Source organism: Streptomyces sp. NPDC051940 (assembly GCF_040680895.1).
Classification (GTDB): Bacteria; Actinomycetota; Actinomycetes; order Streptomycetales; family Streptomycetaceae; genus Streptomyces.
On sequence record NZ_JBFAXR010000006.1, the window covers coordinates 81,471 to 96,247 of the forward strand.

Sequence of the window (14,777 nt, forward strand, 5' to 3'; positions counted from 1 at the left end):
CTGGTCGGCCATCGGGCTGCGGACCGTCGTCAGGGGCGGGGCCGTGTACGCCGCGGCCTCGAGCATCAGGTCGTTCGCCGCGAACACCGCGTCCAGCCGCGGCTCGTCCGCCGGCAGCCGGCGCATCGCCTCCGCGCCGGAGATCCGCGTGAAGTCGCCGAGCGCCACGACGGCGCGGCGCCCCGCCGCCTGCACCGCCGCGCGACAGCCCGCGAGCCGCTCCCGCGCGTCGTACAGGTCGAGCGGCCCGGCGATCGTCGCGATCCGCCGCCTCCCGCGCTCCAGCAGATGCCGCACGGCCGGCGTCGCACCGGCCGCGTCGCAGCCGGGCCGCACCAACCCCGAACACCCAGCCACCCCTCCTCCGGGGATCCGGGGGCGCAGCCCCCGAAACCCGCCGGGCCGCGCACCCCGCCGGAGGCGCTAGCGCAGGCGGGCCGTCACCGTCTTCGGGCGCTGGTACTCGTGGAGCGCCGCCGTGCTCAGGTCCGTGCCGTGGCCTGAGGCGCCGCGGCCGCCGTGGGGGAGTTCGGCGGTCTGCACGAGGTGGCAGTTCAGCCAGACCTCGCCCGCGGCGAGCCGGGCCGCCAGGTCCAGCCCCAGGCCCAGGTCGCGGGTCCACACGCTCGCCGCCAGCGCCTGCGGCACGCCGCCCGCGAGGTCGAGCGCGGCGTCGACGGTCGGCGCGTGCTGCACGGTCAGGAGCGGTCCGAAGACCTCCCGCGTCACCGCCGGGTCGTCCAGGGGCAGGTCCGCGAGCACCCGGGCCGGGCGCCAGAACCCGCCCTCCTCGCCGGGCGCCGGTTCCACCGCGCCCGCGGCGTCGTGCTTGGCCTGGCTCGCGGTCACGATCGCGTCGTAACGCGCGGCCTGGTCGGCGTTGTTGAGCGGGCCGAAGTCGCGGCCCGCCACCCGCTCGGCCATCGCGGCGGTCAGGCGCTCCACCGCCGTCTCGTAGTGCTCGGTCAGGGTGATCACCCGGGCGGGGGCGGCGCAGCTCTGCCCGGCGTTGTACGTGCAGGTACGGGCGAGCTCCGGCCAGGTGTCGGCGGGCGCGTCGGGCAGGACGAGCGCCGGCGCGTTGCCGCCCAGTTCCAGGCTGGTACGTCGTACTCCCGCCCGTGCCGCCACGTCCGTCCCGCCGGCCGTGCTGCCGGTGAAGGCCACCATGTCGACGTCCGCCTCCACCAGCAGCCGCCCGGTACGCCGGTCGCCCACGAGCGGCCGCAGCACGTCCGCGCCGAGGGCCTCCGCGGCGTGCGCGGCCAGCAGCAGGAGCGAGTCGGGGGTGCTCTCCGCGGGCTTGACGACGACCGTGTTCCCAGCGGCGAGCGCCGGCGCGCAGCGCCACGCGGCCATCAGCAGCGGATAGTTCCACGGCACGATCACCGCGACGGTACCCACCGGTTCCCACCGCACCCAGCTCTCGTGCCCGGCCACCAGCCGCCCCGCGGCGGGCGCGGGCTGGGCCCGGACGGCGGTGGCGTAGAAGCGGAACAGGTCCGCCGCCTGCTCCACCTCGCCCACCGCCTCCGCCGCCGGCTTCCCCGTACCGGCCTGCTCGGCGGCGGTGTACGCGGCGGCGTGCTCCTCGACGAGCCCCGCGAGCCGCTCCAGCCGCCGCGCCCGCTCCCGGGGCGTCAGGGCGCTCCAGCCGGGCCGGGCGGACCGGGCGCCGGCCACGGCCCGCCGTACGGCGTCCTCGCGGGCGGGGTCGACGCTGTCGCGTATCCGGCCGGTACGGGGGTCGACGAGGTCGGTCACGGGGCCTCCTCCAGAGGTGTGCACGGCAGTGGTCACAAGTCGTAGGCCCGCAGCCACAGTTCCAGCGTGAGGACCAGCCACAGCTTGCCGCCCTGGCGCGGCAGGACGCTGCCCTCGCCGCGCATCCACGTCCGCACGGCGGCGGGGCGGAACAGCCCGCGGCGCCGGGCCGCGGCGCCGAGCAGCAGCTCGCCGGCGAGGTCCCGCAGCGGGCCGGTCAGCCACTGCTGGACGGGGACGCGCATCCCGCTCTTCGGCCGGTCCACGACCGTGTCCGGGAGCAGGTCCCGTACGGCCTCCTTCAGCACCCATTTCTCCACCGTGCCGCGCAGTTTGAGCGCGGGCGGCGTGGCGAAGGCGTGGTCGACGACGCGGCGGTCGAAGAGCGGGGAGCGGCCCTGCAGGCCCTGGGAGGCGGTGAGGCGCTCGACCTTGGTGAGGATGTGGTGGGCGCCCTTGGTGCGGAGGTTGCAGTGCAGCAGCTGGTTCAGCAGCAGGGACATCCGGTCGGGGCCCTCGAGATACGGCTCGACGAACCGTTCGGGGCGGGGCGCGTCCGCCAGCGCGCGCAGGGCGTCGCGGGTGAGCAGGTCCGGCAGGTCGGCCCAGCACTTGCGGTACGAGCGCAGATACGCCGTGCTGCGGGGCTCCCCCTCGCCGGTGGCGGCGCGGTGCTGTTCGTGGACGAGCATCGGGAGGTTCTTCGGCCCGCCGAACACCGGGTCGCCGCCCTCCCCGTTGAGCACCACGCGGTGGCTGTCCGCGGCGACGGCCTCCGCGAGCAGGAGGTTGGGCACGGTCAGTGGGTCGCCGACGGGCGAGTCGAGCAGCGCCGCGGCGTCGGCGAGCCGGGACGCCACGTCCTCGCCGGAGACGTCCAGTACCCGGTGCCCGGTCTGGCAGTGGGCGGCGACGAGACCCGAGTAGCCCAGTTCGTTGGGCAGTTCGCGGCCGAAGCTGATGGAGTACGTGTGTACGGGGTGGGTGTGGAGTTTGGCGGCCAGCGCGGTCACCAGCGAACTGTCGACGCCGCCGGAGAGCAGGACGGCGACGGGCTCCGCGTCCGGCAGGCGGCGGGCGGTGGCCTGCTCCAGCAGGAGCCGCAGCTCGGCGGGCCGGTCGCGGTGCTCGTCGCCGCTCTCCTCCCGCGGCTCCCAGAAGACGGCGGCCCCGGCCGTACCGTCGCCGCGCAGCCGCAGGATCCGGCCGGGCAGCACCTCGTACACGCCGCGGAGCAGGGTCTTCTCGCCGGGGAGGTAGGCGAAGGTCAGGAACGAGCGTACGGCGGGCAGGTTGAGGCCGGTGTCCAGCGCGGGCCAGCGGCGCAGGGCGCGCAGCGAGGAGGACGCGGCCCAGGCGCCGGCGGCCCGGGCGTAGTACAGGGTGCGGGCGCCGACGTGGTCGCGGATCAGCACGAGGTCGTCGCCGTCGAGGACGGCGAGGGCGAACATCCCCTCGGCCAGCCGGATCCCCCGCTCGCCGAGTCCGAGCCAGGCCCGCACCAGCAGCTCGCCGTCGGGGCAGCCGTCAGGCGCGGGGGTGCGGCGGGCGGCGAGGGCGTCGAACAGGACGGCGCGGTTGTGCAGGGTGACCTCGCCGACGGCGGTGCGGCCGGCGACGGTGAACGGGGCGGTGGCGTGGCCGGGTTCGGCGGGGACGAGCCCGGCGGGGTCCTCCGTCGGCCCGGTCGCACCCAGCGCGTCGAGGTGGGCGCGTGCCTCGGCCCGTCCTGGTGCCAGGACGGCGGCGAAGCGTGGCATGGGTCCCTCCTCGGGGCGGCGCGACGTGGGTGGCGGGGCGCGTGGGTGGCGAGACGCGGGGGTGGCGTGGCTGGCGGGTCGTTATCCGAAGTCGTCGTCGCTCCAGTCCCCGTCGTCGTGCCAGCCGCCGTCGTCCCCGCCACCGCTGTCGGCTCCGCCCCCGTCGGAGCCGGAGCCCTGCGCCTGCTGTTGCTGGGCGAGCTGCTGCCGCAGCTCCTCCTCCTCGGCCTCGCTGAGGCTGACCGGCGGCAGCTGGGCCGCGGTCACCGCCAGGCTCGTCACGCCGATCGCGGCGAGGATCGCGCCCGTACGGCCGCCGAAGGACGTGCGGTTGACCATGACGTACTCGCCCTGGCCCCACACGGTGCGCCCGTAGCCGAGGTCCCGGCCGTAGCGGACGCCGCCCGCCGCGTAGGTGCGCTTGACGATGCGTCTCGCGAACGCCTCGTCCGTACCGGAGCCGCCGTGGTTGTCGCGCCAGTGCACGAGGTTGGGGTTGGCCCCGTCGCGGCGGCGCCACTCCTCGCGGCCGTCGTCGTAACGCCGGTGGGCGCTGCGGTCGGCGAGCAGCTCGTCGGTGTACGTGGTCTGCGGTGGCCGCATCACTCACTCCCCGGCCAGGTCATGAACCCGGCGTCGCGCCGTTCCCGGAACCCGCTCCACGCGGAGGTCCGCGGCGGCCGCGGTCCCCGGGTGAGTCTGATGACGCCGCGCAGCAGCCGGTCCGGCGGGAGCGCCGCGACCTCCGCGAACCGGCCCTGGGCGAGCCAGTCCCGCTCGCGCGGCCGCAGGCCGGCGGGCAGCGCGGGCAGCGGCCGTCCGGCGGGCGCGCGCCCGGCGACGAGCCCCAGCGCGGCGGCGTGCCGCGGCACCAGGCCGAGGGACACCACGCCGACGCCCGGCACCGGCCCCACCGCCTCCCGTACCCGCGCGGGCAGCCCGACGCCGGCCGGGCTGGCGTCGTGCAGCACGTACACGACGGCCCCCTCGGCCCGCTCCAGCGCGGCCAGCAGCCGGGTGTCGGGCGCCGCGTGCAGGACGGGGCACGCGGCCTCCAGATGAACGTGGTTGGCGAGCAGCATCCGGGCGATGGCACGGTCCTGGCAGACGAGCACGCGGGGCAGGCCGTAGTCGTACAGGTCGGGCTCGGCGGGCCCGGGCACGGGCCCCGCGGGGAGCCCGGGTTCCGGCAGCAGTCCGGGCACCCCCGCCGTACGCGCCCGCAGCGCCCGGGAGAAGACCGGCAGCCGCAGCGGCGGCGCCGGGCGGCCGGTGTGGCGCCGCAGCCGTTCCGGCACCGGGCGCAGCAGCCGGCAGACGGCGTAGTACAACTGGCGCTCGGTGAACCGGATCTCGCCGGGCGCGCCCGCCCGAGCGGCCGCCGCGGTGATGAGCCGGTCGAGCAGCGGGGCGGTGAGCCGCTCGTCCAACCGCCCGCTCACGCCGCGCCCCCGGGCTCGGGCCAGCTGAGGAAGCCGAGCGCGGCCGCGTCGCGGCGGTCCGGGTCGGTGAGCTCCGCGAGCCGTTCGACGGCCCGCTCGGCGTGCTCCAGCAGCTTCGCCGGCGGCACCGACACCAGCGGGTACGACCAGCCCTTGGCCAGCCATCCGAGCTCGTCGTCGGTGCAGGTGCCGGTGCGGGTCAGCTCGTCCATGACGTCCTGGCCGGGCCGGTCCTCCCGCACCGGTACGGCGCCGCGCAGCGAGCGCATGGTCCGCAGCGGCATCCCCGCGTCGACCACCGGCCGCGGCGGCTGCGCCTGCCGGACGTGTGCCACGAGGAGCAGACCGGCGGCGCTCGCGTCGTGCAGCACCACCACCGGCCCGCGGTGCCGCAGCGCCTCCTGAGGGTCGAGGGCGACCGCCAGGCCGTGCCGCCGGGGCAGCCCGGCCTCCGCCAGGAACAGGGCCGCCGAGTAGTCGTGGCACAGCAGGACGCCCTTGTCCCCCCGGGGCAGTTGCCGCCGGGGAGGGCCGTCGTCCACGAGGCCCGTCGGCAGCGATCCGTACGTACGCCGCCAGGGGTCCAGCACGGCGGAGGCGAAGGCGGCGCGCCTGATCGGCGGGACTCCCTTGTGGAAGGGCGTCGCTGTCGTCAGCGCGACCACGATCGCCGCCACGGTGAAGACGCCGCCCAGCACGGCCGGCACCGCGTTACCGGTGCTCGCGGCCACGACCAGTAGCAAAACGCCGACGATCAACGGCATGACGCACCCGGAGCCTGAGCCCGCCCGCGCCGACAGTTTCCGCCGGCTGAGCGCGTACCACAGCTGTCCGGGCGTGACCGCGAGGCGCCCCTGTTCGGTGAGCTTGTCCATGAACCGGCGCACGCGCAGGTCGTTGAGCCCGAGCGCGTTGGTCTTCGGGTCCATGGCGTAGCTCCGCTTGCAGTACGAGCAGACGTTGCCGGTGCGCTCCCGGCGCAGCAGCGACTTCGCGCAGTGGGGGCAGATCACGGCCGGGCCTCCAGCGTGTGGGCGAGGCGCCGCAGCCGGGCGGCCAGCCGCTCGCGGACGGTGAGCGCGTCCCGGGCGGGGGCGGCGGCCTCGATGGCGCGCAGGGCCGCCGCCAGCGTCCGGTAGTCGGTGGCCTGTCCGGTGGCGAGTACGCCGGTACGCCCCGCGGCCGCCCGGTGCTCGGCCTCCGGCGCGGTGACCGCGTAGTCCTCGTGGTCGATGCCGTAGCCGGTGTTGGCGGCGAGGATCACCAGCGGGCCGGCGCCGCGGTTGGCGAAGGAGTGCGGCATCATCGCCGGGATGCGGATCAGCTCGCCGGGTGCCAGCGGGATCCGGCGTACCCGGTCCGCGGTCTCGTCGTACAGTCCGCAGGCCGCGTGTCCGAGGCTGAGCACGAAGTGCTCGCCGCGGTGGGCGTGCGGGGTGAACGCGCTGTGCGGGCGCATCAGTCCGAGCTTGACCGTCGCGTTGGACGGGCGGTCGGGGGACGTGGCGGCGTCGCCGATCAGATAGTGGGCGAACTGCCCGTCGTCGATGAACGGCAGCAGCCCTCCGAGGTCGCGGGTGCCGTCCCGGCCGGCGAGTTCCACCTGGCCGTGGGACGAGATCCGGTACAGCTGCACTCCGGCCGGCAGCGCGCGCCGCCGTGACGTACCCACCATCGAACCCCCCTTGCCCCGCGGACCTCCCCGGGGTCCTCGCGCGCAAGGGCATCGTAGGGTCGCGGCGGGCGCCGACGGCAGTGCCGCAGCAGCCCTGTTGCGGTTCGGGACGCGTTGTTCACCTCCGCGTCACCTGGTGACGGCTGACGTTCGCCGGAGGGGCTACGACTGCCCGTTCAGCAGCCCCAGCAGCAGCCGCAGCGTCTCCTCGTCCCGCGCCGCCACGAACGGCAGTTCGTTCCCGCCGCCGATCCGGAACGGCTCCCCCGCCACCGTGGCGTTGCCCCCGCCCGCCTCGGCGACCAGCAGCAGGCCGGCCGCGTGGTCCCAGGCGTTCTCCCAGGTGTACGCGACGGCGTCCAGTTCGCCGCTCGCGATGCGCAGGTACTCCAGGCCCGCGGAGCCGGTGTCGCGCCGGGCGACGCCGGGAACCTCCAGCTCCAGCAGCCGGCGCTGCTCGGTGTCGGTGGTCCAGCGGGGGCTGGAGGTGGCCACGGTGATGTCCGCGCCCGGGGTGCGGGTGCCGCCCGTGAGGCGGACGCCCTCTGCCCACGCGCCCCGGCCGCGGGCGGCGACCGCCATCACGTCGCGGACCGGCGCGTACGTCCAGGAGGCGAGCAGCTCGCCGTGGTGCGCGAGGGCGACCATCATGGCGAAGCCCGGCTCGCCGTGCGCGAAGTACCAGGTGCCGTCGACGGGGTCGACGATCCAGACGGGGGCGTCGCCGTTGATCTCGTCCAGCAGCGCCGGATCCTCCGACACACCCTCCTCGCCGACCAGCACCAAGCCGGGCAGCAGGGCGGTCAGCGTACGGCCCAGATGCCGCTCCGCCTCCCGGTCGGCGACCGTGACCAGATCGTACGGACCGCGCTTCTCGGCGATCTCGTGGGTCTCGAGCTGCCGGAACCGCGGCATCACCTCGTCGGCGGACGCCTGACGCACCGCCTGCCCGACCTTGGCGAGTCCGTCCCCGGCGAGAAATTCCTCGATCATGTGTCCCATCGAACCACGCGCCTGCGACAGCCGGTGAACGGACGGCGGCTCCCGGGCCACGCCGGGGCGAACAGGTTCACCGCCCCACCGCGTACCCCTGCATCCCCCGCGCGTTGGCCGCCGCCGACAGCAGTCCCGTCTCCGGGTCGCGGGCCACGGCACAGAGCCGTCCCTCCGACCACGGATGCGCCACGGTCACGTCGTGTCCGCGCCGGCGCAGACCGTCGAGGACGTCCGGGCCGATCCGGGACTCGACGGTCACGCTGCCGGGGCGCATGCCGCGCGGGTAGAAGGAGCTGGGGAAGCTGTCGGTGTGCCAGTTCGGCGCGTCGATCGCGCCCTGCAGGTCGAGGCCGCCGCGTACCGGTCCGCGCAGTGCGACGGCGAGGAAGAAGTGTGCCTGCCACTGGTCCTGCTGGTCGCCGCCGGGCGTGCCGAAGGCGAGCACCGGTACGCCGTCGCGCAGGGCGAGCGACGGGGTGAGGGTGGTGCGGGGGCGGCGGCCGGGGGTGAGGGAGTTCGGCAGTCCGGGCTCCAGCCAGGTCATCTGCAGCCGGGTGCCGAGGGGGAAGCCGAGACCGGCGACGACGGGGTTGGACTGCAGCCAGCCGCCGGACGGGGTGGCGCTGATCATGTTGCCCCAGCGGTCCACGACGTCGATGTGGCAGGTGTCCCCGCGGCGGTGGGCGCTGTCGCGGCCCTTCTCTCCGGGGACGGCCAGAGGGTCGTGCATCGTGGGCTCCCCCACGCCCATCGGGCTGAACTCCTCCGGGCCGGGCGCCGTCGACACCTTCGGCAGCCGCGGGCTGCGGCCGCCGGGGCTGCCGGGGCGCAGCTCGTACGACGCCTTGTCGCCGATGAGCGCCCGCCGGCCGGCGTTGTAGTCCGCCGACAGCAGCTCCGCCAGCGGTACGTCCGCCGCGTCGCCGTACCACGCCTCGCGGTCCGCCATCGCGAGCTTCGTGCCCTCGACGAGGGTGTGGACGTACTCCGGTGTCCCGTACTCCAGCCCCTCCTGCGGCAGCAGGGCGAGCTGCTGCAGAAGCGCGGGCCCCTGCGACCACGGGCCGGCCTTGCAGACGGTCCAGCCGTTCCAGTCGTACGTGACGGGGTCCTCGTACGTCGCCTCCCAGCGGGCGAGGTCGTCGCCGGTGAGGGTGCCGGCGTGGCGTTCGCCGGAGGTGTCCATCGCGGGCTCGGCGGCGGAGCGGACGAGCGCCTCGCCGATGAAGCCCTCGCGCCAGATCCGCCGGGCGGCGTCGATGCGGGCCTCCCGCGTCGGGCCGGTGGCTTCCGCCAGCAGCCGGCGCCAGGTGGCGGCGAGCGGGCGGTTGTACATCAGGGCGCCGGGGCGCGCGGCGGGGAGGTAGAGCTCGGCGGACGTCGTCCACTCGGTCTCGAACAGCTCCCGTACGGAGTCGACGGTCTCGCCGATCTTCTCGACGGGCGGATGGCCGTTCTCGGCGTACCCGACGGCGTACTTCAGCACCTCGTCCAGCGGTTTGGTGCCGTAGTCCCGCAGCAGCGTCATCCAGGCGTCGAACGCGCCGGGGACGGGCGCCGCGAGCGGGCCGGTGCCGGGGACCAGGTCGAGGCCCAGGGACGTGTAGTGCGCGATGCCCGCCCCCGCGGGCGCGGGTCCCTGACCGCACAGCACGCGCACGGGACCGCCGGCCGGGGCGATGACCGCCGGGACGTCGCCGGCGGGCCCGTTCAGGTGCGGTTCGACGACGTGCAGCACGAAGGCCGCCGCGACGGCGGCGTCGTAGGCGTTGCCGCCGTCCTCCAGCACGGCCATGGCCGACTGCGACGCGAGCCAGTGCGTACTGGCGCACATCCCGAAGGTCCCCTGCAGCGTGGGCCTGGTGGTGAACATGCGGTCACCCTATGCCCAGCGGTCAGCGGGCCTCCGGCCACAGGGGGACGGCCCGGTCCGCCGCCTGCGCGATCGCCGCGCCGTCCAGCGTGGCGAACGTCAGCGGGACGCCGAAGTGCGGCCACTCCCAGCCCAGTTCGAAGGGCTCGGGCGGCGGCAGCGGCCACAGCCACAGGCGGCGGGCGAGAGCGACGTGGTCCTGGTCGCCGCCTCCGCCGCGGCGCGTCATGTGCAGCACGGGCGGCGTCGGTTCGACGCCCTCGTCGAGGGGCCGGTGGCGGTGGTCCAGCGTCGTCGCCTTGCGGCCGTCGGGGAAGCGCACGCCGAAGCGCAGCAGCTTGTCGGGGTGGCGGCCGGGGACCTCGTCGCCGGGTTGCAGCGTGCCGTAGAAGAGGTCGTGGTCGCGCAGGAACTCCTCGGGCTTGACGTCCGGCGCGCGGCGCGCCTCGACGCGGACCGACAGCCGCACGCCGGCCGGGAAGGCCAGCACCTTCTGCAGGGCCAGCACCAGGTGCTCGGAGCGGTACAGCACGCGCTCCATCGGTATGTGGGCGCCCAGCAGGTGCCCGGGCGGGCCGAGCCAGGGCGGCTTCTCGTACGCGGGCCCCGGATCCGCGAGGGTCTCCGGGAGAGCCGGAAGGGGGAAGAAATCCATGGCCGAACGCTAGGCCAGGAACCGGCCATTCGGGACCCTTCCGACGTAACGTGGCCGTATGGACCTCCTCGACAGGGTGTACGGGGGCTGGCTCGGGCGGATCGCCGGGAACATGCTCGGCAAGCCCGTCGAGAACGGCGACCACTGGACCCGGGACCGCATCGACCGCTACCTGCGCCGCGCGAACGCCCTCCCCCTCGACGACTACCTCCCCGCGCTGCACCCGCCGCCCGACCCGGTGGAGTTCGAGCTGCGCCCCGAGTGGCCGCTGTGCGTGCGCGGGCAGATCCGGGGGAGCTGCCGGGACGACGACGTCGACTACGCGGTGCTCGGGCTGGAGCTGCTGGAGCGGTACGGCTTCGGCTTCACGACCGCGCAGGTGGGCGAGCTGTGGCTGGAGCGGCTGCCGTATCTGCAGACGTTCACGGCGGAGCGGGTGGCGTACCGCAATCTGGTCGACGGGCTCGCGCCGCCCGCCACGGCGACCACCGGCAACCCGTACCAGGACTGGATCGGTGCCCTGATCCGCGCCGACATCCACGGCTGGGTCTGCCCCGGCGATCCGGTGTCGGCGGCGGGTCTCGCCCGCCGGGACGCGCTCGTCTCCCACACGGGGGCGGGCGCCGACGGCGCGATGTGGGCGGCGGCGCTGATCGCGGCGGCGTTCACGGCGTCGTCGGCCCGCGAGGCGCTGTTCACGTCGCTGACGGTGCTGCCGTCCGGCGCGGTCCGGGAGGTGGTGGCACGGACGGCGGAGCTGCACGACAAGGGCGTGCCGTGGGCCCAGGCGCTGGCGGAGACCGCCCCGGAGCCCGGCCGCCACCACTGGATCCACGTGGTCCCGAACGCCGCCGTCATCACCGCCGGCCTCCTGTACGGCGAGGGCGACTTCACCCGCACCATCGCCCTCACCGTCCGCGGCGGCCTGGACACGGACTCCAACGGCGCGACGGCCGGCTCGGTGGCGGGCGTCCTGTGCGGGGCCCCGCACATCCCGCCGCAGTGGACGGAGCCGCTGCAGGACACCGTCCGCAGCGCGGTCTTCGGTTACGACGGCTCCCGGATCTCCGCCCTGGCGTCCCGCACGCTGCGCCTGGCGCGCTCCACCGCGCCCCGGCTAGGGTCGGGCGGATGATCGTCTGGCTGAACGGAACCTTCGGGGCGGGGAAGACCACGACGTCCAAGGAGCTGGTCGGGCTCCTGCCGGACGCGCGGATCTTCGACGCGGAGTACGTGGGCTACATGCTCTGCGGCGGGGTCACGGGCCTGCCGGCGCTGGGCGACTTCCAGCACTGGCCGCCGTGGCGGCGGCTGGTGGTGGAGACGGCGACGCAGCTCCTGGAGTACGTCGGCGGCACCCTCGTCGTCCCGCAGACGGTGCTCGACGAGCCGTACTGGACGGAGATCAGCGAGGGCCTGGCGAAGGCGTCCGTCCCGGTCCACCACTTCGTCCTGCACGCGGACCCGGCCACGATCCGCCATCGCATCGAGACGGACCCGGACAACGCGGACCCGCACGGCTTCCGGATGCAGCACGTCGAGGTGTACGAGCGGTCGGTGCCCTGGCTGCACGCCGCGGCGCGGGTCGTCGACACGACGGACGTGGCGCCGCGGGAGGTGGCCCGCCGGATCGCCGCCGGGGTCGGGGTCACCCCAGCCGGTTGAACCCCGCCTGCAGGGTGTGGAGGGTGACGGTGCCTCCGCCGAGCATCTCGGCCTTCTCCCGGAGCTGCGCCACGACCCCGGCGCCCGGCCGCCCGTACACGTCGATGGACCGCATGCGGATGAGGGCGGCGAACTCGCGGAACTTCGGCCCGCCGAGCTGCAGATGGACCTCCATCGACGCGGAGTCGGGGTGGACGGCCAGCACGGTCATCGTGGAGTCGGACTCGTCGATGTAGAAGTCGTAGGCGATCAGCTGCGGCTCGCGCGCCTCGACGAACAGCGCCAGATCGCGCATGCCCTCCCGGACCTCGCCGATCCTCCCCTCGCGGATGTCGGAGTGGTCGACGTAGTAAATGGGTTCCGCCATGCCACCGGACCCTAGCCCCACCCACCCACCACCCCCCGCCCGGCGCGCGGCACCCACCCCTGATATCCCCTCGCCCGGAAGCACCGGGGCACCCTAACCTCGGGGCCATGAACAGGCCCCTCGTTGCGATCCTGTCCGGCGCCGGGATCTCCACCGACTCCGGTATCCCCGACTACCGCGGTCCGAAGGGGCTGTGGCGGCGGGATCCCGAGGCCGAGAAGCTCGTGACGTACGACTACTACATGGCCGATCCCGAGATCCGCCGGCGGTCGTGGCTGATGCGGCGCGACAGTGAGCTGTGGGACGCGCGGCCCAACGCCGCGCACCTCGCCATCGCCGAGCTGGAGCGGTCCGGTGTGGCGGTGCGGGTGCTGACGCAGAACGTGGACGGGCTGCACCAGCTGGCGGGTGTGTCCGCCCGCAAGGTGCTGGAGCTGCACGGCACCTCCCGCGAGGTCGAGTGCACGCGGTGCCACGCCCGTACGCCGACCGCGCAGGCGCTCGAGCGGGTGGCGGGGGGCGAGGACGATCCGCCGTGCCGGGCCTGCGGGGGCATCCTCAAGACGGCCACCGTGATGTTCGGCCAGCGCCTCGACCCGGTGGTCATCGGTGAGGCGATGGGCATCGCGAAGGCCTGCACCCTCTTCATCGCCGTGGGCAGCAGCCTGCAGGTCCAGCCCGCCGCCTCCCTGGCGGGTCTCGCCGCGGAGCACGGCGCCCGGCTGGTCATCGTCAACGCCGAGCCCACGCCGTACGACGCGCTCGCCGCCGAGGTGATCCGCGAGCCGATCGGCAGCGCGCTGCCGGAGCTTTTGCAGGGGTTGGGCGGGTAATTCCCCTAAGTGGCCGGCGACTTGCCGGGCCGGTCGTCCTTGCGTCGTCGACAGATGATCTGAAAGCCTCCGTTCGATTCATGTGTCGCACATGAATCACCTGTCACAGGAGTAACGGAGGCATCCCCACATGTCCCACAGCCGAATACGCCACGCCTGGCTCACGGCGGCAGCCGTGGCCGTGCTGGCGTTCACCGGCCTGTCCGCACCGGCTCAGGCGGACGAACAGCCCGACCCGGCCTCGTCCCGGCAGCAGGACCCCCAGGCCACGGAGGGCACGCCCTCGCCGTACAGCACCCGGGCGTGGACCAGCCCGGGCGGGGCCGCCGCTCCCGGCGACTTCACGCTGTCGCCCGGCGCGCTGAACGACACCACGACCGCGCGGGTGGCGCGGCTGGACGCCGTGCTGCCCAAGTCGGGCGTGCAGAACCTGCTCACCGACGCCAACCGCACCATCACCACCGGCACCGCCTGCACCCGCAATCCCTTCGTCGGCGCCCCGGCGCCCGCGCTCAAGTACTGCCTGCAGAACGACGACTCCGTCTCCCGCGAGTGGGTCCCCCAGGGCATGACCGGCGTCTCGGACGCCCGCGACGAGGAGGACTGGGGCACCGCCCGCGACATCCAGCTCGTCGCCTCGTACGACAACTGGGACCCGGGACGCAGCGACGACCCGCTGCCCGGCGTGGGCGACTGCACGAGCGCCGAGCTGGAGGCGAACGACGCCTGCAACCAGAAGGGCGTGCGGGTCACGTTCGTGCAGAAGCGGGCCAACCCCACCACGGGCGCGACCGAGGTCAAGTACCGGCACGTGCTGCTGGCCTGGACGTACGAGAACTCCGCCGACCACGTGTCCTTCGACGGGGTGCACGCCTCCGAGAACCCGCAGCAGAACGGCGTCCACGCCGGGGGCATCGTCTGGTACGGCAACTACCTGTACGTCGCCGACACCCGCAACGGACTGCGGGTCTTCGACATGCGCTACATCATGGACCTGGATCCCGACAACGACCCGAGCACCCATGACGCGATGGGCGCCGACACCGACGGCGTGCAGACCACGGCCGACGTGCAGGACAAGACGAAGGTCGGCCGGCACGACAACGTCTGGTACAGCTTCGGCTACCGCTATGTGATGCCGCAGGTCGCGGCCTGGAAGTTCAAGGCCACGCAGAGCAACCCGACGGGCTCGTACGCGTGCGTCTCCACCGGTGCGCCGAAGGCCTCGTACATCTCCCTGGACCGCAGCACCGTGCCGGACCGCCTGGTCATGGGCGAGTACTGCCGCCCCGAGTCGGGCTACCCCTCGACCGGCCGGATCGCCTCGTACCCGATCGCCTCCCTGGAGGGTCGCACCAGCGACGTGGCCGCCGAGGGCTGGGCGAACTACCTGCCCCTGCCCGGCGACTCCACCCACGCGGCGGGCGGCGCCCAGGGCGCTCTCGCGTACAACGGCAAGCTGTACGTGAACGCCAGCACGGGCAAGGACGAGCCGGCCCGGCTCTACCGCCTGACCTGGAGCAGCGGCCAACTGGTCACGGCCGGCGGCTATGTCCTGACCGCGACCGGCGCGGAGGACCTGTACTACGAACGCGGCGCCGACCGCCTGTGGTCGGTCTCGGAGCACTCCCAGGAGGTCGACCAGCAGGAGGCGGCCGAGGCGGGCACGACGCCCCAGTGCGACTCCCGCTGCCAGCGCGTCCTGTTCGCTCACGACCTGAGCTGGGTGGACTCCCAGCCGTAGCCG

At 74.5% G+C, this 14,777-nt stretch carries 14 protein-coding genes and 1 pseudogene; 4 read left to right on the top strand and 11 right to left on the bottom strand.

Annotated elements, in window-relative coordinates; all coding sequences use genetic code 11:
* Positions 1–117: 117 nt before the first annotated feature.
* The 10 genes and pseudogenes from AB0M28_RS04640 to AB0M28_RS04685 form a co-directional block, all read right to left on the bottom strand.
* Positions 118–357, bottom strand: a pseudogene (locus tag AB0M28_RS04640) (LacI family transcriptional regulator); the annotation flags it as partial.
* Positions 358–423: 66 nt separating this feature from the next.
* Positions 424–1,764, bottom strand: coding sequence for an aldehyde dehydrogenase family protein (locus tag AB0M28_RS04645; RefSeq protein WP_365397656.1), 1,341 nt, complete (start codon positions 1,762–1,764; stop codon positions 424–426).
* A gap of 32 nt (positions 1,765–1,796) precedes the next feature.
* Positions 1,797–3,524, bottom strand: a complete 1,728-nt coding sequence (locus AB0M28_RS04650; RefSeq protein ID WP_365397659.1) for an asparagine synthase-related protein — start codon at positions 3,522–3,524, stop codon at positions 1,797–1,799.
* A gap of 81 nt (positions 3,525–3,605) precedes the next feature.
* Positions 3,606–4,127, bottom strand: a complete 522-nt coding sequence (locus AB0M28_RS04655; protein WP_365397662.1) for a hypothetical protein — start codon at positions 4,125–4,127, stop codon at positions 3,606–3,608.
* Positions 4,127–4,966: a hypothetical protein gene (locus AB0M28_RS04660; RefSeq protein WP_365397665.1), complete on the bottom strand. Its 840-nt coding sequence runs from the start codon at positions 4,964–4,966 to the stop codon at positions 4,127–4,129. The genes AB0M28_RS04655 and AB0M28_RS04660 overlap by 1 nt, the downstream gene beginning before the upstream one ends.
* Entirely contained in the window at positions 4,963–5,979 is a 1,017-nt protein-coding gene (locus AB0M28_RS04665) for a hypothetical protein (protein WP_365397668.1), read from the bottom strand. The genes AB0M28_RS04660 and AB0M28_RS04665 overlap by 4 nt, the downstream gene beginning before the upstream one ends.
* Positions 5,976–6,641 (bottom strand): cupin domain-containing protein, encoded by a 666-nt coding sequence (locus tag AB0M28_RS04670; RefSeq protein ID WP_365397671.1) that lies wholly within the window; start codon positions 6,639–6,641, stop codon positions 5,976–5,978. Before AB0M28_RS04670 ends, AB0M28_RS04665 begins: the two co-directional genes overlap by 4 nt.
* Before the next feature lie 162 nt (positions 6,642–6,803).
* Complete coding sequence (locus tag AB0M28_RS04675) at positions 6,804–7,634, bottom strand: inositol monophosphatase (RefSeq protein WP_365397674.1); 831 nt, start codon at positions 7,632–7,634, stop codon at positions 6,804–6,806.
* Between the two features lie 76 nt (positions 7,635–7,710).
* Positions 7,711–9,510, bottom strand: a complete 1,800-nt coding sequence (locus AB0M28_RS04680) for a gamma-glutamyltransferase (RefSeq protein WP_365397677.1) — start codon at positions 9,508–9,510, stop codon at positions 7,711–7,713.
* Positions 9,511–9,532: 22 nt separating this feature from the next.
* Positions 9,533–10,165, bottom strand: coding sequence for a hypothetical protein (locus tag AB0M28_RS04685; RefSeq protein WP_365397680.1), 633 nt, complete (start codon positions 10,163–10,165; stop codon positions 9,533–9,535).
* A 58-nt stretch (positions 10,166–10,223) separates the two neighbouring features.
* Here AB0M28_RS04685 and AB0M28_RS04690 point away from each other — a divergent pair, with 58 nt between their 5' ends.
* Complete coding sequence (locus tag AB0M28_RS04690; RefSeq protein WP_365397683.1) at positions 10,224–11,300, top strand: ADP-ribosylglycohydrolase family protein; 1,077 nt, start codon at positions 10,224–10,226, stop codon at positions 11,298–11,300.
* A complete protein-coding gene (locus AB0M28_RS04695; RefSeq protein ID WP_365397686.1) occupies positions 11,297–11,830 on the top strand; it encodes an AAA family ATPase in 534 nt (177 codons plus the stop codon). The genes AB0M28_RS04690 and AB0M28_RS04695 overlap by 4 nt, the downstream gene beginning before the upstream one ends.
* On the opposite strand, the gene AB0M28_RS04700 is transcribed toward AB0M28_RS04695, so the two are convergent.
* Entirely contained in the window at positions 11,814–12,197 is a 384-nt protein-coding gene (locus tag AB0M28_RS04700) for a hypothetical protein (RefSeq protein WP_365397689.1), read from the bottom strand. The genes AB0M28_RS04695 and AB0M28_RS04700 overlap by 17 nt on opposite strands.
* A gap of 107 nt (positions 12,198–12,304) precedes the next feature.
* Here AB0M28_RS04700 and AB0M28_RS04705 point away from each other — a divergent pair, with 107 nt between their 5' ends.
* Positions 12,305–13,030 carry a Sir2 family NAD-dependent protein deacetylase gene (locus AB0M28_RS04705; protein WP_365397692.1) on the top strand — a complete coding sequence of 242 codons (726 nt, stop codon included), beginning with the start codon at positions 12,305–12,307 and terminating at the stop codon, positions 13,028–13,030.
* A 130-nt stretch (positions 13,031–13,160) separates the two neighbouring features.
* Complete coding sequence (locus AB0M28_RS04710) at positions 13,161–14,774, top strand: hypothetical protein (protein WP_365397695.1); 1,614 nt, start codon at positions 13,161–13,163, stop codon at positions 14,772–14,774.
* The last annotated feature ends 3 nt before the right edge of the window (positions 14,775–14,777 follow it).